Below are 21,606 nucleotides of genomic sequence, written 5' to 3' on the forward strand. Positions count from 1 at the left end.
GCTTAATATGGCAAGTCAAACAGCTCTGGCTAACCGTACGACTAAGCAGTTCTGTCCCAAGCGCTAATCGTACTAGACTTCGAATTGTGAAATTTAATGAAGCTGGCCATTCGCCAAATGGCAATATAGGTTAAGGCGACTACATTATTCAGGAATCCAAGAGTCTTGGGATCAATACCTGAGATGAACATGAAGTCAAAGAATCGGATCGAGAAGATAACAATAATTAAAACATAAAGAGATACGTTCCTTTTATAATACATCTTGCCATCCAATTTCCGCTCAAATTGCGTCAGCAGAATTAATGGGATCGACAGAATCGCACCTATAGCGATTGAACTGATCATTCTGCCAGATGTAAGCACCAACGTAGGATCGAACAATTCAAACAAAGATGTAGAGATATAAAGGATCGGAATTAATAGTTTCCGGCCTGATTCGTGCAAAGGCTTCTTGCTGCCCTGGATAACGCCCCTCAAAATAAGTACAACAATTAATAATGAGATTGTTAAAGATATTGGATTCATGGTAAGCACCTCGTCTGTTTTTTTGTGTAACCTAAGTATCGAGGATATTTAAATCGTATATAAGTGTACAAAGTAATTCGTTTAAGGTGACTTTTGTCATCTTCCTTATGAAGATGGGGCTTCTGTCTGCTGTTATAAGCGGATAGAGCCCCTTTTTTTGATGATTGCGTGAATAGCCTTGTCAATACACAACAATATGAATACCTTGTGACATAACATAAAAGAGGAGGAGATTACATGAGTGAAGTAGGATATGGAAATGTTGGAGGTCTTGGTGGATACGGTGGTTTCACATCCATCGGCGCAATCCTTGTTCTGTTCATCTTGTTGGTCATCATCTCTAAAGCTTTCCTGGTTTAATTCCTTTACCTTATGAACAACTCTGCTGGCATCACGCTGGCAGGGTCTTTTTGTCATGATCACAATTTGAAAGCGTTTGACATATTGAATTATCAATCTATAATTATGGAGTTATGCATTCAACATCGAATGGATGAAGTTAAGGAGAATAGGTTGGAATGACACTCAAAAAAAGAATATTTTTGCTGTTTTTTCTCAGTGCGTTTATCCCCTTCATTAGTATATTTGCAATTTCCTACTACACCATTGATTCCATTTTTGCGAACAAGATCGATGATGGCATTCGGAGCAATTTACAGCAGGTGACTTCCTCACTGGAGAATTCGATCACCAACCTGAATCATGTTACTCAGCAATTGTCCTACAGTGGTACATTAGGCAAGAAGTTAGACGAGGTGCTGAAACCATCCTCCAATATATTTGAATTGATTGAAACGCGGGATGAATTAAAGAGCGAATTAAACGTCGTCACGTTTACCAACCCGAATATAGGTTTGACATTGTATTATTTTCAGAAGGATGGCTCCACACAGTTCGGAAACTTCCCCATAAAGGATCGTTTTGCACCCGAATCTTTGCCTGTGCTCTCCAAAGCGTATGGGATTACCTACTATGGTCCTCATGTCAGTATGAACCGGTTTGACGATCAACTCGTCTTATCCGCTATGCGGAAGGTAAAATTACCCCAGAGGGACGATGTTTATATTTACGTTGAATCTGGTTTTCATCTTGCACAGGATATATTGGGTTACAATCAGTACAAGGGGGATGTATCCCATCTGATCCTCGATGGAGAGGGAAACATTGTGTACAGTGAGATTCCGGAAGCGATGAAAGTGGGGGAGAATTTCTCCAGCTTATCGAAGGGTGCAGTGTCCGACGGAATAGCTCGTGATCATCATTGGTTCAGGCAGGATTCCACTCAGAACTGGAGCGTTGTGTCCGTAATCTCGCAGGCCAAGTATCAACAGGAGAAAAACCAGTGGTTGCTTCAAATATTGCTGGTCGCTTTATTTTTCCTTGGTTTTACGGTATTTCTGGCTTGGCTGCTGTGGAAGATGGTGTATAAACCCCTCGGACTGTTCCATTCGGAAATCAACGGAATGTCTCAAAATCCACAAACGACAGGCAGCCAGACCCGCACACAAATTCCCGAATTTGATTTTTTGTTGGGCGAGTTCTCGAATATGCAGCATCAAATCGGTGACCTCTTTAAAGAGGTGCAGCAGAAAGAGAAAATTCGTGCAGATCTTGAAGTGGAGAAGCTGCTGTACCAGATCAATCCTCATTTTTTGATGAATACATTGGATACCGTGCACTGGTTGGCGGTGATGAATGGACAAGGGGAGATTGATAAGCTGGTACAGTCACTGAATAAGCTGTTGTACTACAATTTGGGCAAGTTAGGTCAGGTTTCCACGATGGAAGAGGAAATTGATGCGCTTAGACAGTACTTAATTCTGCAGCAAATCCGTTATGACTTTGAATTTGATGTGCGCATTTCGGCTGATGAACAAGTGCTTCAAATACCGGTACCTCGTTTTATTCTACAGCCGCTGGTTGAAAATTCACTTTACCATGGACTGAGCGACGAAGGTTTTATTCAAATTGAAGTGATACGCAAAGAAACGCTGAACATTATGATTCAGGATAATGGAGCAGGCATGACGGAGGAAGCAATTGAAAGACTTCTGAATAATCGTGTAGCCGAACATCAAAAAGTAGGGATGGGCATTGGGCTCAATTATGTTCACCGTATGTTAAAAGCACAATACGGAGATCAAGCTCAACTGGTGATTGAGAGTGAATTGGGAACAGGCACAAGCATATTGCTTATACTTCCGATCAAAGGAGAAGATATCTCGGCATGATTAAGGTATTGATTGTGGATGATGATAAATTGGTACGAAAAGGAATAAGCTCCGCGATGCCATGGGATGAGTTCGGCATGGAGGTTGTGGGAGAAGCGAGTAACGGGGCTAAAGCGCTGGATTTTCTGGAATCCAACCCGGTAGATCTGATGTTAACCGATCTTGCGATGCCTGTGATGTCAGGCATTGAACTGATGCGAGCTGCAAGACAGATCTACCCGGAACTTCATATTGTCGTGCTTACCCTTCATCAGGATTTTGATTATATCCAGGAAGCGCTTCGGCTGGGAGCGATCGACTATATAGCCAAAGTTCAGCTTGAGAAGGAACAATTCGAACATGTACTGAATCGAATACATACCCGGATTGGTGAGCTCACGAATACAAGACGAAAGCTGCCGCAGCTAGGTGAAACTAACGTCCATTATCGTAAAGTGTATGCACTTGTTTCACTGAAACGAAAATCCGGCCAGATCTGGCCTATTGAATCCGAACCCAGCGTAGACGAGGTCCGATTTGAAGTGGAACGGAACAGCTGGATGTGGGCGGTACCTCAGGGTGGAGAGGATCAGCTATTTGATAGATTGAAGGGTTATTTGGATCAAGTTCCTCAAGGTGCGCTACTGGTGCTGTCTGATGTACAGGAACGGACATGGTCGCAAATTCAAAACTGGATTATAAACTATACAGAAACGTCCTTATTTTATGCGTATGAACCCCAAGATCCGGTTATTGCCGTTTCTATAAATGAAGAAGATACAGCTCCAACAGAACCTCGGGATGAGGACATGGATCGGATTAAGCGAAGTTGGTTTCTATCTCCGTGGACGCATAACGATAATTATTACAACCAGCTTGTTGAAGAATTTAGATCTCTAAGGCTGCAAAAAGGTCAGCTGATGGGATTACTGTACTCCCTGGTCATGGAGTGGAACCATCTTTTCGCACAGACTACGCTGGGCAGAATCTCCATGATCCATTCTTTTCAATCCTGGTACGAGGTGGAACAGTGGATCAAACAGACTGCTGAGAGTATTCGAAAGGCGGATGAACAGACTTCGTATTCTCAGGAAATGATAGATGGGGTGAAAAAAGCCGTAATGATTATGCAGAATGATCTGGATCAGGCATTTACAGCTTCAGGGCTGTCCCAGCAGCTCAACATTAGCCGCAGCTATTTTAGCCAATGCTTCAAAGACATCATGGGAAAAACCTTTAATGATTATTCCCGATATATACGAATGGAGAAGTCGAAAGAGTATTTATTGAACACAAACAACACGATCTTCTGGATTGCAGAGCGGGTGGGTTATACGGATGAGAAATATTTCAGCCGAATCTTTCGCGAACTGACAGGCGTGCTGCCGAGTGAATATCGACAATTAGGCAGAGCGGACAAATAGTGTGTGCTCCGCACAACCGACTGAGAATCCGGTGAAAGAAGGGAAAGCAATGATCAAGAAGATGGCTGCGTGTGTTGTTGTCGTCAGCTTGATTGCAGGTATCGTATTTTTCAGTATTTCCTATTTACGTGAATCTTGGGATTCACCACTGGCGCCAGCAACAACCATCTCTGACACAGCCACCATAAATCCATTTGGTAAATATAAAAATCCAGTCTCCATAAGGTTGGGATATGTGGTTGACCCCACAGGTACGGATCTCTCCGAAGGAGAAACATTAGAAAAGAATATGTGGAAAACGGTAATTAAGCAAAACCTCAACATTGACGTCGAGGTCATGTGGCAGGTATCCAAGGAGAATTTCGGTCAGAAAATTGATTTGGCTATCGCCAGCAATGATTTGCCAGATGCGATGATCGTTAATCAGGTTCAGTTGAACGAGATGGTCAAAGCAGGAGAAATTGAAGATCTGACCGAGGCATATACAAACAGTGCTTCACCCGAGATGAAGAAAATTATTGACAGCACCAATGGATTGGCACGGGAACAAGTGACCTTTGAAGGGAAAATGATGGCTGTTCCATCTGTCACTGCGGAAGATTTCAGCATGCTCTGGATCAGGCAGGACTGGCTGGATCGTCTTGGATTGAAACCACCAAAAACGGTGGATGAACTGGAAGAGATCGCAAAGGCTTTTGTGGAGCAGGACCCGGATGGAAACGGGAAACGGGATACAATCGGGCTTGCCTCAAGCACGAGTCTGTTTAATGATTTTAACAACAGCGGATTTGCTTTTGATCTGACACCGATCTTCTCGGCTTATGGATCTTTTCCCGGATATTGGCTTGAGAAAGATGGAGAACCTGTATACGGTTCAATTCTACCAGAGACAAAAAACGCCCTGGTCAGGCTTCGTAATATGTATGCCAAAGGTCTCCTTGATCCAGATCTGGGCATCCGTAAAGAGCCGGAAGAAACCGTCATTAACGGACAGGCGGGGATGTTCTTCCAAGGTTTCTTTGCGGGCTACTGGCCGCTTCCAAGCGCATGGCTGAATGATCCAAAGGCGAACTGGCAGGCATACGCGCTCCCGCTTGATGCAAACGGAGCATATCATGTGAAGGTGGCTAATCCCTCGAGTTCTTTCCTGGTGGTAAGAAAAGGGTATGCTCATCCGGAAGCGATCATTAAAATAAACAATCTATACCTCCGTGATGAGTTCAAGTATGGTACGAGTTTTATGCTCAGTCGCAATTTCTTTGCCCCGGCAGATGAAGCCCGATATGAATCCAAGGCCGTGCAGGAGATTCTGGCCGGAACCAAAACCCCAGCCGATTTCAAGGACAAGTCCGAATATAAGCTGCTGGAAAATACAGTTTCGACGATTAAACAAACCAAGCTAAAGCCTTATGATCAACTTGGCATTTCGTATTGGGATCAGCACAACGAGAACTTTATGCGTGGTTATTCACTGCTCGTGGGTGGAAGAAACTTCTTTGATCCGAATATCCATAAAGTTCGAAGCCTTACCTACAAACGAACGCCAGCGGTGGAGAGAATATGGAGCAAATTGTCCAAGCTGGAACATGATACATTTCTGAAAATTATTTTAGGCGCTGCACCGATCGATTCATTCGATCAATTTGTACAGGAGTGGAAAGAACAGGGAGGCGACCAAGTGACTGCTGAAGTGACTGCTTCCCAGAAGCAGCGCTGAAGTGCTAACCTAAATATGCTGAATTCCACACGTTTTTTACTTTATTCAATCCTTCATAGCCGGTAGACTCCTGTTTAAGGAGTTTGCCGGTTTTTCTTTGTGCCAAACTCGCTTACGAATGAGGGTAGATAAATGTAAGCCGATAGGTAAGATAAATGTTCACAACCTTCATGTTGCTCGTTGATCCGAGTGAAAACTGTATACACTTCTCTATCCAAACAAGCGTTTAATCCCTATCCCGATTAAGCTTCTCCAAGTTTTATAATGAAAGCGCAAACAACATGATAGAGAAATAATCAGAACGAAGGGGAGTTGAATTTGATGAGTAAAAATTGGTCAATAAAAAGCAAACAGTTGACGAAACGACTGGCTGTGCTATCCATGTCCGCCCTGATGGTTTCCGTCCTGGCAGCCTGTGGGGGGGCCTCCAATCCGCCGACGGCGGAGGATGCGGGCCAGTATGAGGTGACACCAGGAGACCCGTTCAGTGCCTATAAAGACGAAGTGACGGTAACGATGGGGCGTGTTACGACGGCGAATCCGAAATTGCCGGCAGGAGATACATACGAGAACAATGCGTATACCCGTCTGGTCAAAGAAGCGTTTAACGCACAAATTAAGGACCAATTTGAGGCTAACGGTGAAGATTACAGTCGTCAGGTTTCTCTTGCAATCGCTTCCGGGGAACTGCCCGATATGATGCGTGTCGATTCCAAGGATGAACTTAAAGAACTGGTTGATAATGATCTGATTGAAGATCTGACGGAAGTGTACAAACAGTATGCCACCGATAATATCAAGCAGACTTACGACTCCTACGATGGCCGCGCACTGGACAATGCCACGATTGATGGCCGACTGATGGGCCTTCCGGCGACTTCCCTGGATTCCGCACCAACCATGGTCTGGGTTCGTCAGGATTGGCTGGATGTGCTGGGAATCAAACTCGATGCGGATGGAGACGGTGCGATCAAGCTGGAAGATGTAGAGAAAACAGCAGAAGAGTTCCTGAAAAAAGATCCTGGGCAGACCGGGAAACCGGTGGGGATTCCTTTTGTGAACACCTTGAATACGACGGACTATAATGGTTCTGCCTATACCATGCTGGGTGTTGCTTCAACTGAAGGGGCGTATCCTCAATATTGGATGAAGGGTGAAGACGGCAGCATCGTTTATGGTTCAACTACAGAGGAAACGAAGCAGATGCTGGGCATCATGGCCGACTGGTTCAAGAGAGGTATCATTGACCCGCAATTTGGAACCCGAACATTTGACGATATCACTGCACTCTACACCAATGGTCAGAGCGGCATTGCTTTTGGACCATGGCACATTCCAGACTGGGGACTGAGCAGTGTCAAGCAGATGGATAAACATGCGAAATTCACGGCTTACACGCTGGAGGATGCAGACGGTAAGGTAAACGTGGCACACGCCAATCCATCCGGTCAGTTCATCGTTGTGAGAAAAGGGTATGAACACCCGGAACTTGCGATTAAAATTATTAATCTGTTCTACGATAAATTGGCAAATGACAAAGATGTCGCAACTACCATGCCAGAGGCAGCGAAGTATCTGGAAAGCGGCGTAGACGGTTCAACCAGACCTTTTAATATTGAAGTGAACTCGGCAACATCCCTGCTGGATGATTACTCCGACGTTGTTCGTGGAATTAAAGGTGAGATCGGTCTGGATCAGGTCCGTACAACCGAATCGAAGAACAATATTGGCAGTATCCAAACGTATTTGAAAGACCAGGATACAGATGATCTAACCGCTTGGTCGAAATATCATTCCCGTATAAACGGAGTGGGGCTGATCGACAAGCTGACGCAGGAAGGCAAATTCAACTGGATGACGCCAGCGTTCTCTGGAACTACACCAAGCATGAAACAGACGTGGGCTAACCTGACCAAGATGGAACAGGAATCTTTCATCAAAATCATAACGGGTGCAGAACCGCTGGATTACTTCGAAACGTTCGTAAGCAATTGGAAGAAACAAGGCGGCGACCAAGTGATCCAGGAGATCGAGACCGAAACCGCATCCCAAAAATAAATGAAGCTAACACTGCTGACAGGCTGCGATAAGCAGCCTTTCTTCAGGGAAAGGGGTTCATCCATGAAACAGGAAAAATATAAAGCAAGAAACCGCTTGGGCACGGGTGCCATGTATCATATGATGATGCTGCCTGGCATTTTATTTTTGCTGGTATTCAGCTACATTCCGATGGTTGGTGTCATTACGGCGTTTCAGGATTACGTACCAGCCAAAGGTATGTTTGGCTCCGAGTTTGTGGGGCTCAAGCATTTTATTTATATGTTCAAGCTGCCGGACATCGGTCAAGTAATCAGCAATACGTTGGTGATTGCCATCGCCAAGATTCTACTCGGCACCCTGATGGCCATCATTTTTTCCATTTTATTAAACGAAATTCGCTTTAAATTCGTTAAAAAATCCGTGCAGACCATAGTTTATCTGCCTCACTTTTTGTCATGGGTCGTGCTGGCCTCCGTGGTGGTTAACATGTTCAGTCTGGATGGAAGTGTGAATCAGATTTTGGCCTTTTTCGGCTTGGAAAATATTAATTTTCTCGGAAGCAACACCTGGTTTCAGCCGTTAATTATCGGGACGGACGTATGGAAGGAATTCGGTTACAGCTCCATCGTTTATTTGGCTGCAATTACCTCGATTGATCCCGGTCTATATGAAGCGGCGGGGATGGATGGAGCGAGCTGGTGGAGAAAAGTATGGCATATTACGTTGCCAGGCATGCTGCCTATTATTCTGCTCATGGGTGTCATGAGTCTGACCAATATTTTGAGTGCAGGCTTCGACCAAATCTACAATCTGTATAACCCGGTTGTCTATGAGTCAGGCGATATTCTGGATACATATGTATACCGGATTGGTCTTGTTGGCAGACAATACAGCTTTGGTACGGCTGTTGGTTTGTTCAAGTCAGTGATCGGTATTGTTCTGTTATTGTCAGCCAACGAATTGGCCAAAAAATACACCGACAGAAAAATTTTCTAAGGAGGCGAAACTTGTGTCTTATTCCGCAAACCTGAAAGACCGAATGGGCCGGTTTGTCATCTACGCCATCGTTATACTGCTGGCATTGATCTGCCTCCTTCCATTATGGAATATCGTTGCGATTTCATTCAGCAGCAGCGAGGCCGTCTCGGCCAATGCCGTAGGTCTGTTACCCGTCAAGTTTACAACAGCGGCTTATTTGAAAATTATTGATGATGCGCAGTTCTGGCGCTCTTTTGGCATTTCCGTTCTGCGTGTGGCTTTATCTCTTGTGCTCAACATGATTCTTATTGTTTTGATGGCTTACCCGCTGTCCAAATCGAAAAGGGAGTTTAAGGGCAGAAATATTTATATGAATATCATGATTTTTGCCATGCTGTTCAGTGGGGGAATGATCCCCAGTTATCTGTTGATCAAAAACCTGGATATGCTCAATACCATTTGGTCGCTTGTACTGCCAGGTGCTGTTCCGATATTCAGTGTCATCCTGGTGATGAACTTTTTCGCCGCAGTGCCGAAAGCACTCGAAGAAGCGGCTTTCATTGACGGAGCGAACGCATTGCAGGTTCTGTTCAAAGTGTATGTTCCCGTATCTATTCCGGCACTGGCGACGGTATCCCTGTTCAGCATCGTGGGTACATGGAATGACTTCTTCAGTGGACTGATCTATATGACCAAAGTTAGCAATTATCCGCTGATGACCTATATTCAGTCGCTTAATGTGAATATTGCAGAACTTCTTCAATCCGGTACAAACTCCGCTCAGCTCAGCAATCTGACTGAGATTTCGAACAAAAATCTGAATGCAGCCAAAATCGTAGTAGCTGTCATTCCACTGCTGCTGATTTATCCGCTGCTGCAAAAATACTTTGTGACCGGAATTGTTGTGGGGTCGGTAAAAGAATAATCGTGAATGGAACAAAGTCTGGATGAGCAGAATCTGGTTCAAGAGAAAGGTGGTGCGCTATGGAAAATAAAAAATGGTGGAAAGAAATTGTCGTATATCAAATTTATCCCCGCAGCTTTCAGGACAGCAATGGTGATGGAATCGGGGATCTGAAAGGCATATTATCCAGACTTGATTATCTGAAGGAGCTTGGCATCGGTGCGATCTGGCTGTCACCGGTGTGCAAGTCTCCGCAAGATGATAACGGGTATGATATTTCGGATTATCAGGATATTGATCCGATGTTTGGTTCACTTAAGGATATGGAATTGCTGATTCAGGAGGCAGGAAAGCGGGACATCCGAATTATTATGGATCTGGTGCTTAACCACTCCTCAGACGAACACCCCTGGTTTAAGGAAGCCCGGAAAAGCAAGGATAATCCGTATCACGATTATTATGTATGGAGAGACGGTGTGGAAGGAACACCACCCAACGATTTAGGTTCAACGTTTGGTGGATCGGCCTGGGAATGGGTTCCTGAGTTGGGACAGTATTATCTGCATCTCTTCTCTGTTAAACAACCGGACCTGAACTGGGAGAACCCCAAGGTACGGAAAGAGATATACGATATGATTCAATGGTGGATGGATAAAGGCGTAGGCGGTTTCCGTCTTGATGTTATCGATCTGATTGGCAAACAGCCTGACCTCAAAATTACAGGCAATGGGCCAAATCTGCACCAATATATGCGTGAACTCAGTAAAGAGACATTCCAAAAGGGTGATCTGCTAACTGTCGGAGAAACCTGGGGAGCCACGCCCGAAAGTGCCAAGCTTTATAGCAACCCGGATGGCAGTGAACTATCCATGGTCTTCCAATTTGAACATATTAGCCTGGATGAGCAGGAGGGGAAAGGCAAGTGGGACCTCCAACCACTGGACCTGCTTCAATTAAAGAAAGTGTTATCCAAATGGCAGACCGAGCTGAAGGGCGAAGCCTGGAACAGCTTGTTCTGGAATAACCATGATCTTCCGCGGATCGTGTCCCGTTGGGGAAATGACGGGGAATATCGTGTACAGTCTGCCAAAATGTTGGCGACTCTTCTGCATGGCATGCAAGGTACGCCATATGTGTATCAGGGTGAAGAGATAGGCATGACGAATGTACGTTACCCTATTGAAGAATACCGTGATATTGAGCTGCTGAATCTGTATAAGGAACGAGTGGAGCATGGGTATCTTGAGGAAGATGTGATGGAATCCATTTATGCCAAAGGCCGTGATAACGCACGTACGCCGATGCAGTGGGATGCTTCCGAAAATGCGGGTTTTACGGAAGGCAAACCATGGATTTTGGTGAATCCGAATTACACGGAGATTAATGCGGAAGAATCTATACATGATCCGAATTCCATTTACCATTACTATAAAACACTGATTCAGCTGCGAAAAGAGCATGAAGTAATCATCTATGGGGAGTATGAACTGTTGTATCCGGAAGACACCAACCTTTTCGCTTACACACGAACACTTGGTGATACCAAATTGCTAGTCCTGTGCAACTTCTATGGCAAAGTTGTTCCATTCCAGATACCTGGGGGATTTGCAGGGGATAAAACATTATTAATTAGTAACTATTCGGATGTTGTCTCAGAGAACGAACTTCGTCCATATGAAGCAAGAATGTATCTGCTTGTGTAGTTCAAAAGAGGGCTGGTGGCGAATAGCCATCAATCCTCTTTTTTGACGAAAAGAAGCTTCTGCAAGAAAACATCAAGCGCCATGGAATGCGTATGTTCCTTATGCCGAATGATGGAGAAGCTGCGTTCCAGATGCAGCTGTCTGATTCGTAGTTCTTCGACTTCCCCTGTTGCCAGCTCCTTATGAACAATCCATCTGGATACCAGAGCAATTCCGAGCCCGGCAGCGACAGCTTCCTTCACACCCTGACTGCTGGTGAAGACATAGGATCGCTTGGGACGGATCGCAGTCTGTTCCATATAATGATCGCTAAACGCACGTGTTCCTGAACCTAACTCACGAAGAACCCAGACCTGATCCTGAAGCATGTTCTGCTCTACCACGACGGAACCGGAGAGGGGATGACCGGAAGGAGCTACAACGATCATCTCATCTTTCATGTAAGGGATAACGTCAAGATCTGACGAGGCTTGCGCTTCACCCTCCACAAATCCGATATCCAGTTGATTTCCCCTAACCGCAGACAGAATCTCTTGAGTATTGCCAATCGTAACCTGAATGTTTACCTGTGGATACTGAGCTGCGAACTCTGTTAGTTTCTTAGGCAAAATATATTCACCGATAGTGAAGCTGGCTCCGATCTGTATACTTCCGGTCACCTCATCCCGGAGCATCTGAATCTCCTGCCGCGCTTCATCGTAGCGAGCTTGAATGACTTTGGCATGTCTGTAGAGGATCGCCCCAGCTTCAGTCAGAGACACCTGTTTTGGCGAACGATGCAGCAGCTTGGTTCCCAACTCATTCTCCAGATTTTTGATATGCAGGCTCACCCCTGGCTGTGACAGGTTCAACAGCTCTGCTGCCTTAGAAAAATGGCTTTGTTCCGCAACGGTAACGAAGACCTTTAGCGCATCAGTTATCATTATGATTCCTCATTTGATTAGAGTATTTTCATGGAAATAAGCCTATTCGAGTCATTTTAACACAATATGCTCAATCAATCATAAGTTTTTATAATGATTAGGATCGCAGATTCATATTTCACTTCCTTCCTGTCTGCTTCTATAGTGAGGATATACTTTATCCCATAAGGAAGTGTAGAGCTATGATTTTACAGACCCCATTGAGATTCGTTAAAAACATAAAAGTGGTTAGAAACCGGGGGTTTTTGCAGGGAATTGGACTGACCTTACTGCTCTCGTTCATTGCCAAGCTGCTGGGTTATCTGCCGTTTCTGAATATCATGGGTCAACTCGTTATTGCCATTCTGCTTGGCATCCTGTACCGGGCGATGCGTGGCGTTCCGCTGACCGAGCAATCAGGGATATCCTTTTCGGGAAAACGATTGCTGCGGTTTGGCATCATCCTGCTGGGTTTGAAGCTGAACCTTATGGATATTGTCCATGCAGGATACAAAGTCGTTGCGCTAGCGGCAATCAATGTTGTTGTCACGATTTTTGTTGTCTACGGACTGAGCAAGTGGTTAAAGATCGACAAACGAATAGGGCTGCTGACTGCTTGTGGAACAGCCATCTGCGGTGCAGCGGCAGTGGTCGCGATTGCGCCACAGATCAAGGCCAAAGATGAAGAAACGGCAGTAGGTGCGGCCACAGTGGCGATACTCGGCACAATTTTCACTTTAGCCTATACATTGCTATACCCGGTATTGGGTTTAAGTGCGAAAGGATACGGCCTATTCACAGGCGCTACACTGCATGAAGTGGCACACGTCATCGCCGGGGCTGCACCTGGAGGCCAAGCGGCACTGGATATGGCAGTCATCGTGAAGCTAACCCGAGTCGCCATGCTGGTGCCCATTGCGCTGATGATCGGCTTGTGGAGTGGACAACAGGCGCGTGGGGGAGAGCAACAATCATCTAAAGGAATCCGGTGGCGTGAATTGCCAGTACCTTGGTTCATTTTCGGTTTTCTGGCCATGAGTGGATTAAACACTCTGGGTATTATTCCGCAAGAGATGATCTCGGGACTTCTGGTTCTGTCCTATATGCTGCTCGCGATGGCGATGGCTGGATTGGGGTTGGGAGTGGATATGGCAACCTTCCGTCGTCTGGGCAAGAAACCTTTTTTGGCAGGATTGCTGGGCTCTGTCATTTTATCCGTCATCGGCTTCGTGCTCGTTCGAGGGTTTGGTCTGAACTAGGGCGTTTATTCCAATTCGTTGTTTCACTTTATGACGTTAATAAAAAGTACGCATCGGCCCTTAGTGGATGAATGCGTGCTTTTTGTTGTTTCAGAGATGCTGATCATTGATCTAGAACAAACGCGCCAGGAAAATATAAATCCATCGCTTGAAAAAATATAAATATTTCCCTCTTTTGGTTCAAAAGTCTGAAATACACACAGGAAAGTCTGGATAACGATGTATTTTCTACTCAGTAGCCTTCAGATTGCTCGCAAACATCCAAAATGGAACAGCAGAAGTCCGAATACCGTCTCTAGGGGTCCGATAAGGAGGAATGAAAGCGGTTTATACTAAATCTATTCCAGATATGCCAAATGAAAGCAGGGAATCAGATCAGTTCTCCAAGAAACTCCCCAAAGTTAAGTAACGATTACACATTACGGTTGCGTAAGCCGTGCTGTATGCCTTTGCTATATTTTGTCTTGTATTTTGATAAGGGGGTGATGATTGGCGCAGCAAAAGATGAGGCAGATCAACCGTCCATGTTCATTCAATAACCATTTTGCTAATAACCTGAGGAGGAATTGAACTTGCGCAACAAGTACATTGTGTGGTCACTCGTATTAACGATGCTGATCTCGAACGTATTCCTGACTGTCGGATTTCCATCGCCTGTATCAGCAGCCGAAAGACCGGACCTGGCACAGGGAAAACAGGTTACCGCGAGCGGGTACAACCAAACATACAGCCCGACCAATGTGATTGACAGTAACCAAGCAACCTATTGGGAAAGTACCAATAGCGCGTTCCCTCAATGGATTCAGGTGGATCTTGGCAACAATATGAATGTTGACCAAATCGTATTGAAGCTTCCGACAGTGTGGGAAAAGAGGACCCAAACGATAACCGTGCAAGGCAGCACAAACGGTTCATCGTTTACGGATATCGTGGGTTCTGCGGATTATGTATTTAATCCATCGGTTGGGGAGAACTCGGTTACCATCGATTTTCCTGCTGTTGAGACAAGGTACGTTCGCTTAAGCGTAACAGGTAATTCCGAGTGGCCGGCAGCTCAATTGTCAACATTTGAAATTTACGGCCCGAGCAGTGAGGGACCAACGCTACCTGGCCCCGATCCTGTGGATCCTCCAATCCCTACAGAGGGAAGCAACATCGCCATCGGTAAGTCGATTACTGCATCGTCCAGCACCTTAAACTTCGTAGCTGCGAATGCAAACGATAACAATATCAATACGTATTGGGAAGGTGGCAGCAATCCAAGTTCGCTCACGCTGGATCTTGGCTCCAATCATAAGATTACATCCATTGTACTTAAACTGAATCCAGATCCAATCTGGGGCACCCGTACACAGACCATTCAAGTGCTTGGACATAATCAGGACACGACAACGTTCAGCAACTTGGTATCCTCACAATCGTATACATTCAACCCGGCTTCCGGCAACACCGTGACTATCCCCGTTACAGCAACGGTAAAACGTCTGCAACTGAACATTACGGCGAACTCGGGCGCTCCTGCCGGTCAAATTGCTGAATTTCAGGTATTCGGCACACCTGCACCCAATCCTGATCTGACGATTACAGGCATGTCCTGGTCTCCATCGTCTCCAGTGGAGAACAATGCCATCACCCTGAATGCTATCGTCAAAAACATTGGTTCTGCCGCTTCTCCAGCTTCTAGCGTAAACTTCTATCTGAACAACGAGCTTGCGGGTTCCTCTCCAGTAGCTGCTTTGCAAGCAGGGGCTTCGACTACGGTCTCGCTTAATGCTGGCAATAAAGCAGCTGCATCATATACGCTCAGTGCCAAGGTAGATGAGAATAACCAGATCATCGAAGAGAATGAAGGAAACAACAGTTACACACACACCTCTCCTTTGGTGGTTACCCCGATTACAAGTTCTGATCTGGTAGGCACGGTCTCTTGGAGTCCTGGAACCCCTACAGCAAACAGCACAGTAACATTTACGGTTAATCTGAAAAATCAAGGCAACATGGCCTCCGCAGGTGGTTCACACGGAGTTACAGTGGTTCTCAAGAATGCTGCCGGAGCAACGCTTCAGACATACAGTGGTTCCTATACAGGGACATTGGCACCGGGTGCTTCGGTCAATGTCAATGTCGGCACCTGGACTGCTACAACCGGTAATTACAATGTGACAACTACCGTTGCAGTGGACAATAATGAAGCTCCGGTAAAACAAACGAACAACGTTGCTACAACAAGTTTGAACGTATATTCTGCCCGTGGCGCAAGTATGCCTTATACCCGTTACGATACGGATGATGCTACGCGCGGCGGAAGTGCAACGCTGAAGTCTGCACCGACTTTCGACCAGGCATTGACGGCATCGGAAGCCTCAGGGCAGAAGTATATTGCCTTGCCTTCCAACGGTTCCTATGCACAATGGACTGTTCGACAAGGGGAGGGAGGCGCAGGTGTAACCATGCGATTCACGATGCCGGATTCCGCAGATGGCATGGGTCTTAATGGTGCGCTTGACGTCTATGTCAACGGGACTAAGGCGAAAACAGTACCTTTGACCTCCTACTATAACTGGCAGTACTTCTCCAGCGATCATCCGGGAGATACACCGAGTGCCGGACGTCCGTTGTTCCGTTTTGATGAAGTGCACTGGAAAATGGATACGCCGCTAAAAGCGGGAGACACCATTCGTATTCAGAAGAACAATGGAGATAACCTGGAATATGGTGTGGATTTTCTCGAAATCGAACCCGTTCAGGCGGTGATCCCGCGTCCGGCTAACTCCGTCTCTGTAACCGATTTCGGTGCTATTGCGAACGATGGAAAAGATGACCTTGCCGCATTCGAAGCGGCAGTCCAATCCGCAGTATCCACAGGCAAAACTCTATATATCCCTGAGGGCACGTTCCATCTGGGCAATATGTGGAAAATTGGCACGCCGACGAATATGATTAACAACCTCACCATTGTAGGTGCAGGCATCTGGCATACCAATATTCAATTTACCAACCCTAATGCAGCCTCCGGGGGGATTTCTTTCCGCGTGCAGGGCAAACTGGATTTCAGCAATATTTATATGAATTCCATGCTGCGTTCACGTTATAACGAGAATGCAGTGTACAAAGGTTTCATGGACAATTTCGGCAAAAATTCGAAGTTCAGCAACGTATGGGTTGAGCACTTTGAATGTGGTTTCTGGGTGGGAGATTACGCCCACACACCTGCAATTATTGCTGATGGACTGGTAATAGAGAACAGTCGTATTCGGAATAACCTTGCCGATGGCGTCAACTTTGCCCAAGGCACGAGCAATTCGACAGTACGTAACAGCAGCGTCCGCAACAATGGTGATGATGGTCTGGCTGTATGGACCAGCAACGTGAATGGTGCACCTGCCGGTGTGAACAACACATTCTCGTTCAACACAATTGAGAATAACTGGCGTGCAGCAGGTATTGCATTTTTTGGTGGTAGCGGGCATAAGGCAACCAACAACCTGATTGTTGATACGGTAGGTGGTTCCGCAATCCGAATGAATACCGTTTTCCCGGGATACCATTTCCAGGACAACACAGGTATTGTGTTCTCTGATACAACAATTATTAACAGCGGTACAAGCAAAGATCTGTACAACGGTGAACGCGGAGCCATTGATCTGGAAGCTTCCAATGATTCCATCAAGAACGTAACGTTTACCAATATTGACATCCTCAATACGCAGCGCAGTGCTGTTCAATTCGGATACGGCGGCGGCTTCCAGAACATTGTGTTTAACAACATCAACATTAATGGCACCGGCTTGGATGGAATTGAGACATCAAGGTTTACGACACCACATAAAGGTGCAGCAATATACACCTACACCGGAAATGGCTCTGCGACATTCAATAATCTTACAACAAGCAACATTGCGAACCCTAATGTGAACCAGATTCAAAATGGTTTTAATTTGATCATTCAATAAATTTTTTCAACGAAAAGTAGGGAGCTCCAATGAGTTCCCTGCTTTTTTAGGTTAAGAAGAGGTGGAACGACTCAACAATATCTCGAAATATGGAGAGAGTACTTCGCAGATTAAAGTTTTAAGATGCCCCATATTTTCTTCTATAGTGACTTAACGTGAGTAGAGGCCAAATATATGTATAGCTGTGATAGTTAGAATAGAAGTTACCGGGTAGACCAGCACCTGTTGGATAAGAGGTTCTCCAATCGTTTACCTGCATGGATTCAATAAGCCTTAGAATACCTTTATTTATTTCGGGTGTGGGTTTGGGGTGGACTGCGATAAGTGCGTCAAGTGCCCAGGCGGTTTGGGAGGGGGTGCTTTCCCCTAATGGCACATAGTGCAGGAGACGGTCACTCTGACAGGATTCTCCCCATCCACCGTCGGAGTTCTGAATGCTTAAGAGCCATTCGGTTCCTTTTTGCACTGTATCATGGCTTGCAGGCAGCCCGACAGCTATAAGACCGGTTAGTGCAGCCCAAGTGCCGTAGATATAACATACCCCCCATCTTCCGTACCATGAGCCATCCTTCTCCTGGTTACGAATGAGCCATTTCGTACCACGGTTGATCCATTCATGCCTGGTATCAAGCTCGGCAAAGTTTCCGAGGTACTCCAGGGTACGCCCCGTTAAGTCAGCCTCCGAAGGGTCTGTAGCCGCAGATTTGGCACCATCGATGGCGAGCCAGGTGAGCATCTCCTTGTTTGTATTTTTTTCAAATGCTGGCCAACCACCGTCTTTATTTTGCATCGACAGAACCCAATTCAGCCCGCGATTCCAGGATTCCTGAAATGGTGGAAGAGTGGTGGACAAGCTTCGGATTGCCCGTAAAGCTGCTGTTGTATCATCCACATCTGGATTGATTGTATTCGATTCCGAAAATCCCCATCCTCCAGGGACTGTGTTCGGATTATGGATGCTCCAATCGGCTGTTTTATCTTGCTGACGGGAGAGCAAATAGGAGGCCGCGCGTTGAATAGCATTATGGTCATCAGTAATGGAAGCCTCCTGTAATGCGTAAGTGATCAGGGCCGTATCCCATACGGTGGATGGGGAGTTTTGGATCGTTGTTTTACCTTCAGAAGAACGGCACTGCATTGCAGTGAGTCCGGAGATGGCTTTTGTAATCAGAGGATGCTGCTTATCATATTTTAGGGCCAGTAGGGCAAAAATCGTGAGAATTGTACTGCTGGCATAGCTGTATAATGTGCCATCAGACTCAATTCGCTCTATCATGAACTGTTCCGCGCGGCTCCTCGCCGTTTCGTGGATGTGGCGAGGATTGCCAAGGAGTCTGTTTCTCCCTCTTAGAATATCGTCCTGCATTTCCTGATATTCTTTGGAATTTGGCTTATCTTCAATATTTCGTAAGTCGGTCAGATCAGACAGATCGGGAGCATGGGGTACTGTGAGGGCGAAGCGCAGGTCTGCCATAATGAGCATCGGGGTCAGATGAACTCTGGAATAACCGGAAAATTCAAAATAATTGATGGGAAAATAGGTAGGGAACATCAGGATTTCCAGGGGGATCATCGAGATGGATAAAGGCCATTTCATTTGTCCGGTAGCGGCAAGTATGGCTTTGGTCAAAATGCTGGTGACTTTGCCGATACCTCCTTTGGACTGAATATACGCTTTGGCCCGCTGGATTGGCTCGTCCGTACTCTTGCTGTACCCGGAGTAAAGCAGGGCGTAGTACGCTTCAACCGATGCGGATAGATTTCCATTCTCTTCATCGGCGTACAATCTCCAGCATCCATCCTGTTGTTGTTCGTTGAGGATACGATCATGCAATTCACGGATCAGTGCTTCATTGGAAACTTCCAATATACGGAAGATAATGATGACATAAGCATCAATCACTGTACCATTCTCAAAACAAAAACGCCAGGAACCGTCTTGCTGCTGCTGTTGAAGTAAAGAAGTCGTCATCCGGCTTATTTCCTCATCAATTGCGCTTAGTACATGGCTCATTCCGAGTTACCTCCAGAGAACGTCATTTTTGTATTATATGATGGATAACAGGGGGAAATGAGGAGAAGCATGAGTGTGAAATCGATTCAACTTCTGGACTATTTGCAAAATAAAATAAAAAAGATGAATTTTACTGTTGAAATTTTTACCAATAAAGTGTATAAATATCTTTGTTAACGCTTACAAAATTTTGATCTATATCCTTTATCGATACCCTTCAAAAAGGAGGTGTAAGTATTAAGACATGTGACAACTGAAAAACAGACTTTATGTTTTTGAAAATGAAATCGATTTCATTTTACAGTGATTGATATTTGATTGTTCAAATTACAATAAATCAAAGGAGATATGTCAATGAAGATATGGAAAAAGAGTGCGTTAGTGCTGCTGTCCACTTTTCTGGTAACTGCGGGTTCATATGGTTCATATATGCCCAAGACTGCGCATGCAGCGGGTGAACAGGTGGAGGTATGGATTTCAACTTCAGACCCCAATTCCGAACCGGCAGTAGGACTTAGAACAGATGCCAGACTCACCAAGATTGCCTCCAAAAACTTCAGCAGCAATTCAGGCAATGCGGATGTGACTATTACCGTCAACGAAAACAAAACGTACCAGCAAATGGATGGTTTTGGCGTGTCTTTAACGGATGCCTCTGCATGGCTCATGAACTACAAGCTGGATAACAACAAACGTGCAGAAGTGATGGAGAAGCTGTTTGGCAACACAGGAATAGGTCTTAGTTTATTGAGACAACCGATCGGCAGCTCCGATTTTGCCTGGGCCGCCTACACCTATGCCGATACACCAAATGATACTTCACTCAGCCAATTTACGATTGATCGGGACAAGGCTTACATCCTGCCCATGGTCAAAGCGGCAATCGCCAAGAATCCCAATATTAAAGTAATGGGTTCCCCATGGAGTGCGCCTGCCTGGATGAAATATTCCAACAATCTGAACGGCGGCAAACTGAAAGCAGAGCACTACGGCACATATGCGAATTATTTCAAAAAGTACATTGAAGCTTACCAGGCTGAAGGCGTACCCATTTACGCTGTTACGTTGCAAAACGAGCCAATGTACGAGCCATCTCATTATCCTTCCATGGGTATGAATGTACAGGATCAGACGGGCTTTATCGGGGATTATCTTGGACCAACACTCAGAAATGCCGGAATCAACACTAAAATTATTGCATTCGATCATAACTTTCTGGATTGGAACTTCCCGAACCAAGTCATCACAAATCTGAAGAACGCAGGCAAGGGCAGCTACGTATCAGGTAGCGCATTCCACCATTACGACAGTGGGGACGGATCAACAATGACCTCTATGCATAACAGTCATCCGGACAAGGAAGTTTGGTTTACGGAGGGTGGTTTCGGCAACTGGAATGATCCGCAGAATGGTACTTCATCAGGCTTCGATAATATGATGAACGAGTTCATTAATATTACGAGAAACTGGTCTAAATCCATCATTCTCTGGAATGCTGCTCTGGATCAAAAAGACGGTCCAGCCTTGCTTTCACCGAACAATACCAATAAAGGCATGATCACCATCCGCAACTCGGACAACCGTAATGATGCTCCTGAAAATAATGTGACGTATCACAAACAATATTATTTGCTCGGTCACTTTAGCAAATTTGTAGTGCCTAATGCATATCGCATTGACAGTAACACGGGATCTGAAGTTAAAAATGTGGCTTTCCGCAATCCGGACGGTTCAAAAGTCGTTGTCGCCTACAACTCTTCCAGTTCCTCGAAAAATGTGAAGATTCAATGGGGCAGCCAAAGCTTTGTTGTTACTATTCCAGGTAAGTCTGCCATGACGTATAAATGGTATGGAAATGTTTCTTAAGGGAAAACGGGAAAGCTGCTTCCGTTTCCTTACCCAGCAAGCCAGGGGCCGCGAGTAATCGCGGCTCTTTTAATATGTTTTTTTGAATATCATCCATCCTATACATTAC

At 45.5% G+C, this 21,606-nt stretch carries 14 protein-coding genes; 11 read left to right on the forward strand and 3 right to left on the reverse strand.

Going from position 1 to position 21,606, the window contains the following annotated elements; translation table 11 throughout:
• Positions 1-41: 41 nt before the first annotated feature.
• Positions 42-527 (reverse strand): CcdC protein domain-containing protein, encoded by a 486-nt coding sequence (locus MHB49_RS15445; protein WP_405156745.1) that lies wholly within the window; start codon positions 525-527, stop codon positions 42-44.
• A gap of 237 nt (positions 528-764) precedes the next feature.
• On the opposite strand from MHB49_RS15445, the gene MHB49_RS15450 reads away from it, so the two are divergent.
• From MHB49_RS15450 to MHB49_RS15485, 8 genes are all read left to right on the forward strand, one after another.
• Entirely contained in the window at positions 765-887 is a 123-nt protein-coding gene (locus MHB49_RS15450; protein ID WP_079697598.1) for a sporulation protein YjcZ, read from the forward strand.
• 158 nt (positions 888-1,045) lie between these two features.
• The gene (locus MHB49_RS15455) at positions 1,046-2,758 is read left to right on the forward strand and encodes a histidine kinase (protein WP_405156746.1); all 1,713 of its coding nucleotides are present in this window, start codon (positions 1,046-1,048) and stop codon (positions 2,756-2,758) included.
• A complete protein-coding gene (locus MHB49_RS15460) occupies positions 2,755-4,161 on the forward strand; it encodes a response regulator (protein WP_405156747.1) in 1,407 nt (468 codons plus the stop codon). The genes MHB49_RS15455 and MHB49_RS15460 overlap by 4 nt, the downstream gene beginning before the upstream one ends.
• A gap of 49 nt (positions 4,162-4,210) precedes the next feature.
• Positions 4,211-5,878 (forward strand): extracellular solute-binding protein, encoded by a 1,668-nt coding sequence (locus tag MHB49_RS15465; RefSeq protein ID WP_405156748.1) that lies wholly within the window; start codon positions 4,211-4,213, stop codon positions 5,876-5,878.
• A 321-nt stretch (positions 5,879-6,199) separates the two neighbouring features.
• Complete coding sequence (locus tag MHB49_RS15470; protein ID WP_405156749.1) at positions 6,200-7,936, forward strand: sugar ABC transporter substrate-binding protein; 1,737 nt, start codon at positions 6,200-6,202, stop codon at positions 7,934-7,936.
• Between the two features lie 63 nt (positions 7,937-7,999).
• Positions 8,000-8,914: a sugar ABC transporter permease gene (locus MHB49_RS15475; RefSeq protein WP_062319870.1), complete on the forward strand. Its 915-nt coding sequence runs from the start codon at positions 8,000-8,002 to the stop codon at positions 8,912-8,914.
• Between the two features lie 13 nt (positions 8,915-8,927).
• Positions 8,928-9,821, forward strand: a complete 894-nt coding sequence (locus MHB49_RS15480) for a carbohydrate ABC transporter permease (RefSeq protein WP_405156750.1) — start codon at positions 8,928-8,930, stop codon at positions 9,819-9,821.
• A 59-nt stretch (positions 9,822-9,880) separates the two neighbouring features.
• Positions 9,881-11,503, forward strand: a complete 1,623-nt coding sequence (locus MHB49_RS15485) for an alpha-glucosidase (RefSeq protein WP_405156751.1) — start codon at positions 9,881-9,883, stop codon at positions 11,501-11,503.
• A gap of 29 nt (positions 11,504-11,532) precedes the next feature.
• On the opposite strand, the gene MHB49_RS15490 is transcribed toward MHB49_RS15485, so the two are convergent.
• Positions 11,533-12,426 (reverse strand): LysR substrate-binding domain-containing protein, encoded by an 894-nt coding sequence (locus MHB49_RS15490; protein WP_405156752.1) that lies wholly within the window; start codon positions 12,424-12,426, stop codon positions 11,533-11,535.
• Positions 12,427-12,608: 182 nt separating this feature from the next.
• Between MHB49_RS15490 and MHB49_RS15495 the strand changes: the two genes are divergently transcribed.
• Both MHB49_RS15495 and MHB49_RS15500 read left to right on the forward strand, forming a co-directional pair.
• Entirely contained in the window at positions 12,609-13,664 is a 1,056-nt protein-coding gene (locus MHB49_RS15495) for a YeiH family protein (RefSeq protein WP_405156753.1), read from the forward strand.
• 611 nt (positions 13,665-14,275) lie between these two features.
• Positions 14,276-17,617 (forward strand): discoidin domain-containing protein, encoded by a 3,342-nt coding sequence (locus MHB49_RS15500; RefSeq protein WP_405157147.1) that lies wholly within the window; start codon positions 14,276-14,278, stop codon positions 17,615-17,617.
• 118 nt (positions 17,618-17,735) lie between these two features.
• Here MHB49_RS15500 and shc read toward each other — a convergent pair whose 3' ends face one another.
• A complete protein-coding gene (gene shc, locus MHB49_RS15505) occupies positions 17,736-19,631 on the reverse strand; it encodes a squalene--hopene cyclase (RefSeq protein WP_405156754.1) in 1,896 nt (631 codons plus the stop codon).
• 354 nt (positions 19,632-19,985) lie between these two features.
• On the opposite strand from shc, the gene MHB49_RS15510 reads away from it, so the two are divergent.
• Positions 19,986-21,497, forward strand: coding sequence for a glycoside hydrolase family 30 protein (locus tag MHB49_RS15510; RefSeq protein WP_405156755.1), 1,512 nt, complete (start codon positions 19,986-19,988; stop codon positions 21,495-21,497).
• Positions 21,498-21,606 lie beyond the last annotated feature (109 nt).

This window comes from Paenibacillus sp. FSL K6-0108, from assembly GCF_045040695.1.
GTDB lineage: Bacteria > Bacillota > Bacilli > Paenibacillales > Paenibacillaceae > Paenibacillus > Paenibacillus pabuli_B.

What these genes read in the sequence shown, in the direction of transcription:
- MHB49_RS15445 (WP_405156745.1), bottom strand. Translation starts at nt 527, where the DNA reads ATGAATCCAATATCTTTAACAATCTCATTATTAATTGTTGTACTTATT.
- MHB49_RS15450 (WP_079697598.1), top strand. Translation starts at nt 765, where the DNA reads ATGAGTGAAGTAGGATATGGAAATGTTGGAGGTCTTGGTGGATACGGT.
- MHB49_RS15455 (WP_405156746.1), top strand. Translation starts at nt 1,046, where the DNA reads ATGACACTCAAAAAAAGAATATTTTTGCTGTTTTTTCTCAGTGCGTTT.
- MHB49_RS15460 (WP_405156747.1), top strand. Translation starts at nt 2,755, where the DNA reads ATGATTAAGGTATTGATTGTGGATGATGATAAATTGGTACGAAAAGGA.
- MHB49_RS15465 (WP_405156748.1), top strand. Translation starts at nt 4,211, where the DNA reads ATGATCAAGAAGATGGCTGCGTGTGTTGTTGTCGTCAGCTTGATTGCA.
- MHB49_RS15470 (WP_405156749.1), top strand. Translation starts at nt 6,200, where the DNA reads ATGAGTAAAAATTGGTCAATAAAAAGCAAACAGTTGACGAAACGACTG.
- MHB49_RS15475 (WP_062319870.1), top strand. Translation starts at nt 8,000, where the DNA reads ATGAAACAGGAAAAATATAAAGCAAGAAACCGCTTGGGCACGGGTGCC.
- MHB49_RS15485 (WP_405156751.1), top strand. Translation starts at nt 9,881, where the DNA reads ATGGAAAATAAAAAATGGTGGAAAGAAATTGTCGTATATCAAATTTAT.
- MHB49_RS15490 (WP_405156752.1), bottom strand. Translation starts at nt 12,426, where the DNA reads ATGATAACTGATGCGCTAAAGGTCTTCGTTACCGTTGCGGAACAAAGC.
- MHB49_RS15495 (WP_405156753.1), top strand. Translation starts at nt 12,609, where the DNA reads ATGATTTTACAGACCCCATTGAGATTCGTTAAAAACATAAAAGTGGTT.
- MHB49_RS15500 (WP_405157147.1), top strand. Translation starts at nt 14,276, where the DNA reads ATGCTGATCTCGAACGTATTCCTGACTGTCGGATTTCCATCGCCTGTA.
- shc (WP_405156754.1), bottom strand. Translation starts at nt 19,631, where the DNA reads ATGAGCCATGTACTAAGCGCAATTGATGAGGAAATAAGCCGGATGACG.
- MHB49_RS15510 (WP_405156755.1), top strand. Translation starts at nt 19,986, where the DNA reads ATGAAGATATGGAAAAAGAGTGCGTTAGTGCTGCTGTCCACTTTTCTG.